The 13,993-nt window shown below is 72.2% G+C and carries 10 protein-coding genes; 7 read left to right on the top strand and 3 right to left on the bottom strand.

Annotation, left to right across the window (positions count from 1 at the left end; all coding sequences use genetic code 11):
• Positions 1–222 precede the first annotated feature (222 nt).
• Together V6U86_RS21565 and V6U86_RS21560 are read left to right on the top strand one after the other, a co-directional pair.
• The gene (locus V6U86_RS21565) at positions 223–1,203 is read left to right on the top strand and encodes an ATP-binding cassette domain-containing protein (protein WP_334505727.1); all 981 of its coding nucleotides are present in this window, start codon (positions 223–225) and stop codon (positions 1,201–1,203) included.
• Positions 1,200–2,027 (top strand): ABC transporter permease, encoded by an 828-nt coding sequence (locus tag V6U86_RS21560; protein WP_334505725.1) that lies wholly within the window; start codon positions 1,200–1,202, stop codon positions 2,025–2,027. The genes V6U86_RS21565 and V6U86_RS21560 overlap by 4 nt, the downstream gene beginning before the upstream one ends.
• A 1-nt stretch (position 2,028) precedes the next feature.
• Here V6U86_RS21560 and V6U86_RS21555 read toward each other — a convergent pair whose 3' ends face one another.
• Complete coding sequence (locus tag V6U86_RS21555) at positions 2,029–5,208, bottom strand: BTAD domain-containing putative transcriptional regulator (protein ID WP_334505723.1); 3,180 nt, start codon at positions 5,206–5,208, stop codon at positions 2,029–2,031.
• Positions 5,209–5,392: 184 nt separating this feature from the next.
• Here V6U86_RS21555 and V6U86_RS21550 point away from each other — a divergent pair, with 184 nt between their 5' ends.
• The 3 genes from V6U86_RS21550 to V6U86_RS21540 all read left to right on the top strand — a co-directional run bounded on the left by V6U86_RS21550 (position 5,393) and on the right by V6U86_RS21540 (position 8,473).
• Complete coding sequence (locus V6U86_RS21550) at positions 5,393–6,298, top strand: siderophore-interacting protein (RefSeq protein WP_334505721.1); 906 nt, start codon at positions 5,393–5,395, stop codon at positions 6,296–6,298.
• 164 nt (positions 6,299–6,462) lie between these two features.
• Positions 6,463–7,923 (top strand): SDR family NAD(P)-dependent oxidoreductase, encoded by a 1,461-nt coding sequence (locus V6U86_RS21545; RefSeq protein WP_334505719.1) that lies wholly within the window; start codon positions 6,463–6,465, stop codon positions 7,921–7,923.
• Positions 7,924–7,996: 73 nt separating this feature from the next.
• Positions 7,997–8,473: a heme-degrading domain-containing protein gene (locus V6U86_RS21540; RefSeq protein WP_334505716.1), complete on the top strand. Its 477-nt coding sequence runs from the start codon at positions 7,997–7,999 to the stop codon at positions 8,471–8,473.
• A gap of 45 nt (positions 8,474–8,518) precedes the next feature.
• Here the strand turns inward: V6U86_RS21540 and V6U86_RS21535 are convergent, their stop codons facing one another.
• Positions 8,519–9,895 carry an FAD-dependent oxidoreductase gene (locus tag V6U86_RS21535; RefSeq protein ID WP_334505714.1) on the bottom strand — a complete coding sequence of 459 codons (1,377 nt, stop codon included), beginning with the start codon at positions 9,893–9,895 and terminating at the stop codon, positions 8,519–8,521.
• Positions 9,896–10,223: 328 nt separating this feature from the next.
• Between V6U86_RS21535 and V6U86_RS21530 the strand changes: the two genes are divergently transcribed.
• Positions 10,224–11,552, top strand: coding sequence for an alpha/beta fold hydrolase (locus tag V6U86_RS21530; RefSeq protein WP_334505712.1), 1,329 nt, complete (start codon positions 10,224–10,226; stop codon positions 11,550–11,552).
• A gap of 89 nt (positions 11,553–11,641) precedes the next feature.
• Here the strand turns inward: V6U86_RS21530 and V6U86_RS21525 are convergent, their stop codons facing one another.
• Positions 11,642–12,862 (bottom strand): MFS transporter, encoded by a 1,221-nt coding sequence (locus tag V6U86_RS21525; RefSeq protein ID WP_334505710.1) that lies wholly within the window; start codon positions 12,860–12,862, stop codon positions 11,642–11,644.
• 41 nt (positions 12,863–12,903) lie between these two features.
• On the opposite strand from V6U86_RS21525, the gene V6U86_RS21520 reads away from it, so the two are divergent.
• Positions 12,904–13,992, top strand: a complete 1,089-nt coding sequence (locus V6U86_RS21520) for an ROK family protein (RefSeq protein WP_334505708.1) — start codon at positions 12,904–12,906, stop codon at positions 13,990–13,992.
• Position 13,993 lies beyond the last annotated feature (1 nt).

Raw genomic sequence — 13,993 nt, 5'->3', positions numbered from 1 at the left:
CGCGGAGTCGGAGACTCTTGGCCCCAGGCATGCGGTCGGGCGTGGGCCACCACATCGGGCGCTGGCAGGCGCTCTGCCGTGGCCAGCATATCGCGCCGTCGACCGTCGGTGTGGACGTGCGCACCCGGCCGCCCTCCCGCGTGCGGTCCCGATGTCAGCCCGTGTCAGCCGGTGTCGGCGGCGTGTCGGGGCGGTGTCAGCGGGCCTGCGCAGACTGGGCGCATGACAGCTGACCTGGTGATCGAGGCCGAGGGCCTCGTGAAGACGTTCGGGAAGACGAGGGCGCTACAGGGCGTGGACCTCGCCGTCCCCCGCGGCACGGTGCTCGGGGTGCTCGGCCCCAACGGCGCGGGCAAGACCACCGCCGTGCGGATCCTCTCCACCCTGCTCACCCCGGACAGCGGGACCGCCCGGATCGGCGGTTTCGACGTGGTACGGGACGCCGAGCGGGTTCGGCAGAGCATCGGGCTCACCGGCCAGTACGCCTCGGTCGACGAGGATCTGACCGGGCGGCAGAACCTGGAGCTGTTCGGCACGCTGCTGGAGCTGGGGCGACGTGGCGCCCGGCGACGGGCCGCCGAGCTGCTCGACTGGTTCGACCTGACCGAGGCCGCGAACCGGCCGGCCAAGACCTACTCCGGCGGCATGCGGCGACGGCTGGACCTGGCCGCCAGCCTGGTCGGCTCCCCCGAGGTGATCTTCCTGGACGAGCCGACGACCGGGCTCGACCCGGCCAAGCGCGAGGACATGTGGGACGTGGTCCGCTCGCTGGTCGACAACGGCTCGACGGTGCTGCTCACCACCCAGTACCTGGAGGAGGCCGACGCGCTCGCCGACACCATCACGGTCATCGACCACGGCCGGGTCATCGCGCACGACTCCCCCGAAGGGCTCAAGCGGGTGGTCGGCGGGCAGACCCTGGAGGTCCGGCCGTCCGACCCGGCGCAGCTGCCCCGAACCGCCGAGATCCTGACCCAGGTCGGCTCCGGCGCGCAGGCCGACGAGATCCGCAAGGGCGTCCTCGCGGTGCCGGTCGCCGACGACGCGGCCCTGACCGAGAGCGTCGCGCGGTTCGCCACGGCCGGCATCGCGGTCACCGAACTCTCCCTGCACCTGCCGAGCCTCGACGAGGTGTTCTTCACCCTCACCGGGCGTACGGCATCAGAAGACGACACCACCCGCCCCACGGAGGTCGCGGCATGAGCACCCTGATCGACACAGCGCCCACGAGAGGCCGCACGCTCGCGAACCCCGTGCCGAACCCACGGCCGTTCCGGCTGGTCCGGCACTCGTTGGCGCTCGCCAAGCGCAGCCTCATCAAGACCTGGCGTACGCCGGAGGCGCTGATCGACGTCACAGTGCAACCGGTGCTGTTCCTGATCATCTTCGTGTACATCTTCGGCGGCGCGGTGGCCGGATCGACCCACGACTACCTGCAGTTCCTGCTGCCCGGCATCCTGGCGCAGACCATCGCGACCGGTTCCATCGCGATCGGCATCAATCTCAACGCCGACATCGCCAAGGGCATCTTCGACCGGTTCCGGTCGTTGCCGATCCCCCGCTCCGCACCGCTGGTCGGCGCGGTCCTCGGCGACGTCGTCCGGTATGTCATCGTCACGGTGTCGACCCTCGCGATCGGCTACGTGATGGGTTTCCGGATCGACACCGACCCGTTCCGGGCGGTCGCCGGGTGTCTGCTCGCGGTGCTGTTCGCGCTCTGCCTGAGCTGGCTGCCGGTGCTCGTGTCGATGAAGGTACGGACACCGGGCGCCGTGCAGGGCCTGATGTTCGCGCTGATCATGCCGCTGAGCTTCGCGTCCAACGTGTTCGTCGACGCCGACACCCTGCCGGGCTGGATGCAGGCGTTCGTGGACGTCAACCCGATGACGCACCTGGTGGCGTCGGTACGCGGACTGTTCCTCGGCACCCCACTCGGCAACCACGTGTGGTGGACCCTCGCCTGGTGCGCCGGTTTCGTGGCGCTGTTCATGCCGCTGGCGCTGCGCATGTACCGCAAGAAGATCTAGCTCACGCCAGCAGGTCGTCCATCAGCTCGCGGATTCGGGCCGCTGCGGCGGCGACCGGCCACTCACGCCACCTGGCCAGTAACGACTCGCGCTGCTCCTCGTCACCGAGGGCGGCGTCGAGTCGTTCGGCGTCTCCGGGTGGAAAGAACATCCCGACGTGGGTGCCGATGCGGGCGCCGAGCGTGAACAGCTCCCGTGCGGTCGCGTCGTCGCCCCGGTACGCCGCGAGTTCGGCGCCGCCCTGGGCCCACGCCCCGATGATCGGCAGGTCCTTCGAGGAGAGCGCGTCTTCCCGGGCGAGGGTCAGCAGGGCGACCACGTGGCCGTCGACGCTCTCCCCCGGCACGACCCGTGCCTGCGTCACCCGCAGGTCCAGCACCGCCACCGCGACCCGGAGCATGGCGCGCGGCTGCGGCTGAGGGGTCGTCCAGCCGGCCAGGATCCGGAGAACCCGGGCAGCGTACGCGCGGGTCTCGTCGTACTGCTGGCGCTGCCAGGCCAGGTGGGCCAGCCCCAGGCACGCGACCGCGGCGTCCACCGCCTCGCCCTCGCCCGGCGCGGCCGTCTCCACGAGTCGTCGTTCGGCTTCCGCGTCGCCAGTCAGGGCGAGCTGCACGTCCAGCCGGACCCGGATCGAGCGGGCATCCTGCGTGGCACCGATCATCTCCATGTGTCGGACGCTGCGCGCCAGCCAGTCGGCCGACCCGGTGTCTCCGCTCGGATTCAGGAACTGCCCGACAGCCCCCGCCGCCATCGCCATGCCCCAGTGGTCACCGACGATCGCGAAACGATGGTAGGCCTGCTCGGCGTCGGCGACCGAGGCCTCGGGCATGCCGCTGTTCTCCCGCACCGCGGCGCGGGCGAAGAGACCCAGCGCCTGCACGTACGGGTCGGGGTGCCCGATCATCTCGCCGGAGGCCTTCATGCTCTTCTCCGGGTCGGACACGTCGAACGCGAACAGCGCCGACGCGAGCGCGGTGAACCGGGACGACACCTCGTCGGACCGCTCGGCGAGCAGCACCCGAATTGCCCGCCGGGTGAGCGCCACGAGTCGAAACTCACCGCTGATGCCGGAGTTGACGCCGATCAACAGCGCCAGCCAGGCGAGCCGGTCGGCGTCGGGCAGTGGTCTCCCCACGCCGCGGCCGTGCAGGATCGCGGAGCGGCGGCGGCGGTCCGGATCGTCGACTCCCAGGAGCCCGCGCGCCCACCCGAGAACCTCCAGGTGCAGACCGCGCACCGTCCAGAGGTGGAACAGCGCCGTCGCGACGTCGATCGCGGCCGGCTCGTCGTCCTGCTCCAGTGCCCAGCGCAGCGCCGCGAGCAGGTTGTCCTGCTCGGCGGCGCAGCGGGCGAGGGCATCGACCTGTTCCGGGCCGACGAACCGTTCGGCGAGCATGACAGCCTGCTCCCGGGCCCACCGGACCAGACCGGTCATGGCTGCCGCACGGGCACCCACCGCGTCGAGGCGGGCTTCGCCGTACTCACGGACCGTTTCGAGCATCCGGTAGCGCGGCGGACCGTCCCCCTCGACCAGCGTCAACAGGGACTGTTCGACGAGTGTCGCCAGGCCCCGACGCACGTCCGGGGCATTCGCGACGGCGGCGGCGAGGTCCGCGGTGAACGGCGCGGGGATGACCGCGACCCGCTGGAGCAACTCGCGGTCGTCGTCGGCGAGCAGGTCCCTGCTCCAGTCGACCATCGCCCACAGGCTCGCGTGGCGCTCCGGCAGGCCACGCAGCGCGTCGTCGAGCAGCGCGAACCGGTCGCTCAGCCTGGCGAGGACGTCGTCGATCGGCATGTGCCGCAGTCGCGCGGCGGCCAGTTCGAGGGCCAGCGGCAGGTTGTCGAGACGGTGGCACAACGCGAGCACCCGGGCGGTGTCCCAGGTCGACACGGCGCCGCCGGCCCTCGCCCGGGACTCGACCAGCGCGAGCGCGTCGGCGTCCGGCAACGCGGTGAGCCGGTGCACCAACTCGCCGGCGAGGCCCAGTGGGGCGCGGCTCGTCGTGAGCACCGCGACCTCCGGCGAGGCCACCGCGATCAGGTCCGCGACGACCACCGCCACCGCGTCGAGCACGTGCTCGCAGTTGTCCAGCACCACCAGCCCGTCCAGGTCCGGTGCCACGGCGCGCAACCGCGCCTCGGGGCTGAGGACCCGCCGTTCCAGACCAAGGTTGCCGCCGGTCGCCGCGGTGTCCGCACCGCCGAGCGCGGCGAGCACCGTGGGCAACACCTCGTCGGGCGAGCGCAGACCGGCGAGTTCGATCACGCGTACCGACTGCCCGGCCGCCGCCGTCCGGCGGGTCACCTCGGCGGCGAGCCGGGTCTTGCCCGCGCCACCGGTCGCCACGATCGTCACCAGGGGTGTCTCGGCGAGAGCGGCGGCGACGGACTCGACGTCGCGTTCCCGCCCGACGAGCGCGGTCAGGGGACGGCGCCACGCGGTGGGCAGCGTGATCCGCGCCGGTTTCCGGGGCGGCGCCGCGACCGGCGGGGAGGTGAGTTCACCACGCAGCAACGCCAGGTGAACTGTCGTGATCACGGGCGACGGGTCGGTGCCGTACCGGTCGGCCAGCTCGGCCCGGAGTCGTTCGACCACCTCCAGCGCCTCCGCCTCCCGCCCCTGCGCGGCGAGCACCCGGACGAGCAGGGCGGCGGACGGCTCGTCCGGCGGCGTACGCGCGACGAGCCGGCTCAGGTCGACCTCGTCGAACGGGCCCGCGCCGGCGAGTGCCGCCTGCGCGCGCAGCGCGGCGACCTCGGCGAACAGGCGGGCGTCCTCGGCGGTGGCCAACTCCGGAACCTCGGAGAACAGCGCACGTGCCTGGTCGGCCACGCTGCGGGCGGCACGCGCGTCACCGCACTGGAGCACGGCGCGCGCCTGATCGAGGAGCGCCCGCGCCTCGACCGCGTCGACGGTGATCTCCTCGGCGGGCAGCCGGTATCCGCCCGGCACCGCGACCACGGGCAGCCCGAGACGGCGCACTCTGGACACCAGCGCCTGGACGGCGCCGGTCGCGTCGTCGGGTGGCGCGCCGTCCCAGACGGCGTCCACGAGCAGGCTCACGGAGACCGCCCGCCCGCGCGCGTCGACGAGCGCGCGGAGCACCGCCGCGAGCCGTTCACCCCGAACGGGCTGGCCGTCGACGGCGAGTGGGCCGAGGGTCGCGATGTGCACGGACCCAGCATCCCCCACGCGCGCCCGGGCCCGACGACCACCGGCCACCAGGGCTGATCACGGCCGCGCGACCGGGTTGACAGGCCGCCAGTTGATTAGGTTAGCCTAACCTCACGCAGTCCAGCGGTCCCGCGCCGTGGCGAGCACCACCCGGTCGACGCCAGCCCGAGTCCAGAGAGGCACCATGACCGAGACCCTGCCCATCGCCCCGTGGCGCGTGTTCACCGCCACCGTCCACGCGGTACGCCGACTGAGCCCGTCCTTCACCCGGGTGACCTTCACCGGGGCGGACCTGGACCGCTTCGCCGACAACGGTTACGACCAGCGGATCAAGTTGGCGCTTCCGCTGCCCGGCCAGCGCGGGGCGACCCTGCCCGACGGAGCGGACTGGTACGCGCAGTGGCGGGCCCTGCCGGAGCACCTGCGCAACCCGATCCGGACGTACACGGTGCGGGCGGTCCGACCGCACCTGGCCGAGGTCGACATCGACCTGGTGTTGCACGGCGACGGTGGCCCGGCGACGCGCTGGGCTCGGCGGGCCAGTGTCGGCGACGAGATCGCCCTGGTCGGGCCGGACGCCGGCTTCGACGGCAACCACGGCGGGGTCGAGTTCCGACCGTCGGCCGGGAGTTGCCTGCTGCTGGCCGGGGACGAGACGGCAGTGCCGGCGATCGCCAGCATCTGCGAGCGGCTCCCGCTCGACGCCCGGGGCACGGTCCTGCTGGAGGTGCCTGTCGCCGACGACGTGTTGCCACTGGCCGCGCCCCCCGGAATCGAGGTTCACTGGCTGCCCCGGGGCCTCGACGGACACGGCAGCCGACTGGCGCCCGCGGTCGCCGACGCAGCCGGGAAACTCCTGGCCCCCGGCACCCCGCAGGCCGCCCAGCCCGTGCCGGACGTGGACGTGGACACGGAGATCCTGTGGGAGGTGCCGGAGGAGGTGGCCCCGGCGCCGCTCTACGCGTGGCTGGCCGGGGAGGCCGGCGTCATCCGTAACCTGCGCCGGCACCTGGTTGCCGAGCGGGGTCTGGACCGGCGGGCGGTGGCCTTCATGGGGTACTGGCGGCTCGGCCAGGCCGACGTCGCCTGACAGCGCCGCGCCGCGCCGGGCAGCGCCGCGCCGGGCAGCGCCGGGCAGCGCCGCGCCGGACGGCCGCGAGGTGCGTCGGAGGCCGAGGGGCGCGTACCGTTTCGGGTCGGACTTGGGACGGGCCGGCTGGAGCCGGCACGGGATACGGGACGAGACAACGACGCATGACGGTGGACAACATTACCGAAAACGGTCAAGAGGGTATTGACCGAAGCCGGCTGGAGGCCTGCCTCAGCGTCTTCGAGGCGTTGGAGGCGCTCCCCTCCGACCACCCCGACGTGGTGCGGGTGCAGCGGGCCACCGCCCGGCTCTACAAGGTGATCAAGCAGCGGCGGCGGGAAGAGCGGCGGGAGGCCATCCTCGCCGCCGACCGCGCGGTGACGGAGGCCACCGCCACCGGCGCTCCGGGGCGGATCGACGACGAGACGCAGGGCATTCCGCTCGCGTCCTCCGTGGCGGGCGAGACTGCCGGCTTCCTGCACAACCCACGCGGCTGCTACGTCTGCAAGCAGCGCTACCGCGAGGTGGACGCCTTCTACCACCAGCTCTGCCCGTCCTGCGCCGCGCTCAACCGGGAGCGCCGCGACGCGCGTACCGACCTGACCGGCCGGCGCGCGCTGCTCACCGGCGGCCGGGCCAAGATCGGCATGTACATCGCGCTGCGGCTGCTGCGCGACGGCGCCCACACGACGGTGACGACCCGGTTCCCGCACGACGCGGTCCGCCGCTTCACCGCGATGCCCGACAGCGGGGACTGGCTGCACCGGCTGCGCATCGTCGGGATCGACCTGCGCGACCCCGCCCAGGTGATCGCTCTCGCCGACTCGGTGAGCAGCCAGGGCCCCCTCGACATTCTGATCAACAACGCGGCGCAGACCGTCCGCCGGTCCCCCGGGGCGTACGCGCAGCTCATCGCCGCGGAGGCCGCGGCCCTGCCGGACGGTCCGCTGCCGGAGCTGCTCACGTTCGCCAAGCCGGACGGCGCGGGCGGCCCGGTCGGCAGCCTGACCGCCGGGCCACAGTCGACCGCGCTCACCCCGCACGCGCTCACCGCGCTAGCGCTGACCAGCGGCTCGGCCTCACCGGACCGGATCGCGACGGCCACGGCCATCGACGCCGGGGGTCTCGTGCCCGACCTCGACTCGGTCAACAGCTGGGTCCAGCGCGTGCAGGAGGTGGACCCGGTCGAGCTGCTGGAAGTGCAGCTGTGCAACGTCACCGCGCCGTTCGTGCTGGTCAGCCGGCTGCGTCCGGCGATGGCCGCCGCGTCGGCCCGCCGCAAGTACGTGGTGAACGTGTCGGCCATGGAGGGCCAGTTCGGCCGCGGTTACAAGGGGCCGGGGCACCCGCACACCAACATGGCCAAGGCCGCGCTGAACATGCTGACCCGCACCAGCGCCGAGGAGATGTTGACCGACGGCATCCTGATGACCAGCGTCGACACCGGCTGGATCACCGACGAGCGCCCGCACCCGACGAAGATGCGGCTGGCCGACGAGGGCTTCCACGCCCCACTTGACCTGGTCGACGGCGCGGCCCGGGTCTACGACCCGATCGTCCGCGGCGAGCAGGGCGAGGACCTGTACGGCTGTTTCCTGAAGGACTACGCGCCCTGCGCCTGGTGACCGCCCCGCACGACCCTGGGTGATCGCCTCGCACGACCCGGTGTGATCGCCCCGCACGATGAGGAGATGAAAATTGTCAGCTGACCGTGAATCGTGGCCGACACTGGACGAGCTGCTGCGCGAGGAGAGCGAGCTGGAGCTCGCGGGCCTGTCCGAGACCGACGCGTACGAGCTGGGGATGCTCGCCGTCGCCGCCGCCACCGAGCAGCGGCTGCCGGTCTCGGTGGGTGTGTGGCGGGCCGGACGGCAGCTCTTCCACTGTGGCCTGCCGGGGTCGACGGCGGACAACGACGCGTGGCTGCGCCGCAAGGGGCGGGTCGTGATGCGCTTCGAGCACTCCTCGCTCTACATGGCTCGACTGTGTCAGGACAAGCAGGTGACGCTGGCCGAGAGGTTCGGCCTGCCGGCCTCGCGGTACGCGGCGGCCGGAGGCGCCCTGCCACTGCGGGTGCGCGGCACCGGCGTGGTGGGCTGGGTCGGCGTCTCCGGGCTGCCGCAGCTGGACGACCACCGCTTCGTGGTCGACATCCTCCGCAAGCTCCCCCGCTAGGGGGTTGTCCCGGCGGCCTCGCATGGAGGCCGCCGGGTCGCCAGCTCAGCGTGCGCGCCGGTTGGCCCGCAGTGCGTCCAGGAGCACACCGGGCCGGGCCAGGGAGCGCGGGTGCTCGCGCATGGAGACGACGTCGTTGAACCGTCGCGCGGTCGTCACGTCCGTGACGGTCGCGGCGATGACCTGCCTGCTGGCCCAGCTGGAGAGCCGGTAGCCGCGCGGATAGGGCCCGTCGACGTGGGGCAGCGCCAGGTCCGCCGATGTGGAGAGCGACCAGGCGGCGTCGACAACGACCTTCTGTAGCGCGAGATAGTGGCGCGCGGGCGCCCGCAGATCCGGGCCGGACCGGAGGTACGTCGACAGGCAGGCCGCGTGCAGGGCCGCCGCCGTCATGCCCTGCCCGTACACCGGGTTGAACGACGCGACGGCGTCGCCGACGCTGATCAGGCCGGCGGGGAACCGCTTGAGCGCGTGGAAGTCCCGTCGCCGACTGTCGGCATGGTGGTAGGTCTGGACATCACCGATCATCTCCTGGTCGGCCACCTCACCGAACTCCGGTGGGAACTGCTCGCGCAGGCGACGGACGAAGTCCTCGGCGGTGCGCCCCGGCCGGTCGTCGCCGTAACCGGCCATCATGGCCATCCACCGACCGTCCTCGATGGCGAAGAACGCGGCTCCGGCCACGTCGCGCGCCATTCCCGGCGTGTTCAGGGCCAGCACGACCGTCGAGGCCGGGGTGGGCTCCGGGCGGCGGAACAGGGCGGTCGCGTAGTTGAGATGTACGGTCATCCGTCGGGTGACCGGCCGGTCCCAGCCGGCCCGTTCCAGCCAGTCCGACAGTTTGCTGGACCGCCCCATGGCGTCCACCACGAGATCCGCCCGCTCGACACCGGGCACGCCACCGACCTCGCAGCGGACCCCGGTGACCGCGGTGCCGTCGAAGGTGAGGCCGGTGGCACGGGCGGTGATCGTCTTGACGTTGGGCAGTCGAAGCACCTGCTGGCGGATCAGGCCCTCCAGCAGCGGCCGACTGCCCGCCAGACTGTCGGCGTCGTCGGGGACGACGACCTTCAGCTGATCGTCGAGGTAGTTGCGCCGGGCCGTGGGCGGCGCCTCGACCGCTCCGCGCGCCAGTGCCTCGTCGCGGAATCCGGGAAACAGCCGCTCCAGCTGGAACAGGCCGCCGGGCAGCAGCGCGTGCAGCTGCGTCCCCTGGGGTACGCCGGGCCGCGCGCCGGTCGCCTGCGGGTCGTCCCGGTCGATGATGACGACGGTGTCGGCGTGATCGGACAGCACCCGGGCTGCGAGCAGGCCGGCGACGCTGCCACCGACCACAACGGCCGTTCCCATCGTCGGGGACGGCTGATCAGGGGGTCGAGTCGCGTTCAGCTCTGCGAAGACCCGGGACGGGGAGAGGGACATCGTGCTCTCCAAAGGGGGTAACGAGGTGTGCCCTCCCCCGTGCACTGTCCGCGACCGTGCGCGGGCAGACCGGTGGACGGTCGTTCGACATGATGCTGCGCCGATAGTCGCACAACCATCCGAACATTTACTGGCTGTGTCTGTCAGATGACGCTGTGTTGATCGTCGGACGCGGCGGGGCCGGCTGGAGGCAGGGTCGGCTGGCGCGGTGACCGGGGGCGCCCACCACAGAGGTCGGTCGACCGTCAGGTGTGGACCATCGCGCCGCACCCTGACACGATACCTGCGCTAGCAGTGCAAATACTTCGTCCGTCCAGGTGGAGGATCGATGCACACATCTCGCCGCAGACTGCTCTCCGCGTTGGTCGGGGTCGCCCTCGCCGCCAGCCTGTCCGCCGTCGCCGTCCCCCGCGCCGCCGCAGCCACCGCCACACCGACCCACCGCCCGGTGATCTTCATCCACGGCAGCGCGGGATCGGCGGCCCAGTTCGAGTCCCAGGCCAAACGGCTGGCCAGCAACGGCTACCCGATCGACATCATCGAAGCCCACGAGTACGACTCCCCGAACATCGCGACGATCCTGCCCCAGGTGTACGCGGGGCTCGACGCACGGATCTCCCGCCTGTTGGCGGCCACCGGCGCGGACCGGGTCGACCTGCTCGCGCACTCGCTGGGCACCTTCGTCACGCAGGGCTACCTCACCAGCTCCCCGGAGCGCGCCGCCCGGGTCGCGCACTACGTCAACCTGGACGGGCGCACCGCGGCCTCCCCGCCGGGTGGCGTGCCCACCCTCGCGATCTGGGGCGAAGGCGACCCGGCCCGCGCCATCGTCGGCGCGACCAACGTGCACCTGCCGGATCAGTCCCACACCCAGACCGTGTCGTCGGTGGAGTCGTTCACCGAGATCTTCCGGTTCCTCCGGGGCCGCGCGCCGCAGACGACGCGGATCGTGCCCCAACTCTTCGGCACCGCCCGGGTCTCCGGCCGGGCCGTGCTCTTCCCGAGCAACGTCGGCGTCACCGGTGCGACTCTCGAGGTCTACCCGGTCAGCCCGCTGACCGGCGGCCGACTGTCACACCGGCCCGCGCATCGGCTGTCGCTCAGTGGCGACGGCTCGTTCGGCCCCCTTCCGGTGCTCGCCACGGCGCGCTACGAGTTCGCCATCGTGCGCCCCGGCGCGGCGACGCACCACTTCTACTTCCAGCCGTTCCTTCGCTCGGATTCGTTCGTACGCCTCGCGACCAGCGTGCCGGGTGAGGGTCTCAGCGCTCTGGTCGACACCAGCGACCGGCACACGGCGCTCACGATCCAACGCCAGAAGGAGTGGTGGGGCGACCAGGGCGACGCCGGCGACCACCTCTGGATCAACGGCAGGGATGTCCTGAACTCGGCGAACACACCGCGCGCCAAGCGGACGATCGGCATCTTCGCCTTCGACGACGGCAGCGATGGCGTCACGGACCTGACGGCCCCGCTGCCGGAGTTCTTCAGTCAGACCTTCATCACCGGCATGGACGTCTTCATCCCGGCGACACCGGCCCGCCTCGGCCTCGTGCAGATCACCGTGGGCCAACGCGGCGGCGGCCACGAGGTGATCAACGTACCGAACTGGCGATCGAGCACCGACCGGGTGACGGTGAACGTGGACGACTTCTGACCGCACCGGGCCGGTCCCGGCCACCTCGGGTCGAGACGGTGGCCGGGGCCGGCCCGCGCAGTCAGACGCTGGCCGACCGGCCCGCGCGGTCAGACGCTGGCCGGGACGCGCTCGCGCAGCCGTCGCCCGACGGCGAAGCTGACCAGTCCCAGGATCAACCCGACGACGGCCAGAACGACGCCCACCCGGGCCGGCGCGAGGTAACCGAGGCCGGCGGCGATGGCGACGCTGCCCAGTGCGGCGCCGAGGCTGTTCGCGATGTTCATGGCCGACTGGTTGAGCGCCGCGCCCATCAGTTGCGCGCCCGGGGCGACGGTGATCAGACGCGCCTGTAGGACCGGACCGAGATAGAGGCTGGTAGCGCCGACCAGGAACGCGCCCACGAACAGGCCGACGTGGGTCGACGCCACGAGGCTGAACACGGCGATGCTCACGATCATCGCCACGAAACCGAAGACCATGCTCCGCTGGAGGTCGCGGTCCGCCAGCCAACCGCCCAGCGCGTTGCCGACGGTCATCCCGAGACCCACCGCGACCAACGCCCACGGCACCGTCGCGGCGGAGAGGCCGGTGACGTCGGTAGTGACCGGCGCGATGTAGGTGTTCACCGCGAAGAACCCCGCGAAACCGACCGCGCCGGTCGCGGCGACCAGCCAGACCTGCGAGGTCCGCAGCGCCCGCAACTCGGCGGCCGGCGAGCCGTCGACCGCCGCGGCGACCTCCGGAACGACAGCCAGCACGGCCAGCAGGGTGAGCAGGAAGAAGCCGGCGATGACCAGGTACGCGACCCGCCAGCCGGCCGCCTGCCCGAGCCGCGTGATGAGGGGTACGCCGACCAGGTTGCTCACGGTCAGACCGCCGAGCACGGTGGCGAAACCACGCGCCTCGTTACCGGGGCCCATCAGGGTCGCCGCGAGCAGACCGGCCGCACCGAAGTACGCGCCGTGCGGCAGCGCCGCCGCGAACCGGGCCAGCAGCACCAGGTCGAAGGTGGGGGCGATGGCGGATGCGACAGTACCGACGGCGAACAGCACGAGCAGCCCGAGGACGAGCTTCTTGCGGGGCAGGCGCGCGCTCAACGCGGCGATCAGCGGGGCGCCGACGACCACGCCGAGCGCGTACGCGGTGATCATCCAACCTGCGCGGGCGACCGCGTCCGACGACGACTGCGCGTACTCGTGCGGGAGTAGACCTCGGGCGATGTCCGGCAGCAGCCCCATCGCCACGAACTCGGTCAGGCCGACCGCGACGCCGCCCAGTGCCAGAGCGGCCAGCGCCGCCAACCGTCGACCTCTACTCAACTCGATCACCGAAAAAATTTAGCAACAGCGTTGCGTAATAGGGTGGTGAGATGACTCGCGTCACTGCCGACGTCACCTTCCTGCGCGGCTACAATCAGGCACTGGTCATGGCGGTGGGGCGTACCGCTCGCACGTTCGAGCGGGCGACCGTCGTCGACGCCACCGGTTTGACACCACAGGCGGTTTCCAAGGTCATCGCCCGGCTGACCGCCGACGGTCTGATCCGCCCCGCCGGCGTCCGACGTCCCGGCATCGGCAAGCCCGCGGTCGTCTACGAACTCGTCCCGGACAGCCGGTACGCGATCGGCGCGCACGTGGCCCGGCGCACGCTGCGGCTCGTCCTGGTGGACCTGGCCGGCACCGTGCACCACTCGGCGGTCAGCCCGCTGCCCCGCGACTTCACTCCGGAGCAGCTCCTCGACGCCCTGGCCGCTGGCATCGACACGATGGTCGGGGTCGGCGACCTGCGGGGCCGGCTCACCGGGCTGGGCATCGGCATGATCGGCCCACTCGACCACGCCAACGGCCTGGTCCGGGACGCCCACGGGCTGCGGCACTGGCGCGACGTGGCGCTGCGCGAGATCGCCGAGAAACGCCTGGGTCTCCCCGTCCACCTGGACAAGGACGTCACCGCGGGGATCACGGCGGAGGCCTGGCGGCACGGCGCGACGTTCGGCGACGCGGCGCTCATCATGGTCGAGTCCGGCATCGGTGGAGGCTTCTGGCTGGGCGGCGCGGCCCACCGTGGGGCGCACACCAACGCCGGCGAGTTCGGTCACACGGTCGTCGACCTGACCGGGCCCCGCTGCGTCTGCGGCCGTCACGGGTGCCTGGAGATCGTGCACCAGCACGCCGCCGAGGCCGGCGACATCGCACACGCCGCCCGAGTGCTGGCCGTGGGAGTGGTCAACCTGCTCCAGACCCTCGACCTAGCCCACGTGTTGCTGGCGGGCGCGGACCTCCTCCGGCACCCGCAGACCTACCTCTCCGCGGTCACCGAGGCGGTGCAGGCCGACGCGCGGCGCGCGGACTGGCTCAGCACGAGGGTGGCCCTGTCCGGTCTCGGCGCGGACGTGATCGCAGCGGGCGCCGCGATGCAGATCCTCGACCAGCACTACGGCATCCCGGAGTTGGCATGAT

The sequence above is a fragment of the Micromonospora sp. CPCC 205558 genome (genome assembly GCF_036902955.1).
Lineage (GTDB): Bacteria > Actinomycetota > Actinomycetes > Mycobacteriales > Micromonosporaceae > Micromonospora.
The sequence above is the reverse complement of the archived record's forward strand: the minus strand, read 5'-3'. Positions and strand labels throughout refer to the sequence as shown.

Coding starts and splice junctions, on each gene's coding strand:
- V6U86_RS21520 (WP_334505708.1), top strand. CDS start 12,904: ATGACTCGCGTCACTGCCGACGTCACCTTCCTGCGCGGCTACAATCAG.
- V6U86_RS21535 (WP_334505714.1), bottom strand. CDS start 9,895: ATGTCCCTCTCCCCGTCCCGGGTCTTCGCAGAGCTGAACGCGACTCGA.
- V6U86_RS21550 (WP_334505721.1), top strand. CDS start 5,393: ATGACCGAGACCCTGCCCATCGCCCCGTGGCGCGTGTTCACCGCCACC.
- V6U86_RS21560 (WP_334505725.1), top strand. CDS start 1,200: ATGAGCACCCTGATCGACACAGCGCCCACGAGAGGCCGCACGCTCGCG.
- V6U86_RS21565 (WP_334505727.1), top strand. CDS start 223: ATGACAGCTGACCTGGTGATCGAGGCCGAGGGCCTCGTGAAGACGTTC.
- V6U86_RS21545 (WP_334505719.1), top strand. CDS start 6,463: ATGACGGTGGACAACATTACCGAAAACGGTCAAGAGGGTATTGACCGA.
- V6U86_RS21530 (WP_334505712.1), top strand. CDS start 10,224: ATGCACACATCTCGCCGCAGACTGCTCTCCGCGTTGGTCGGGGTCGCC.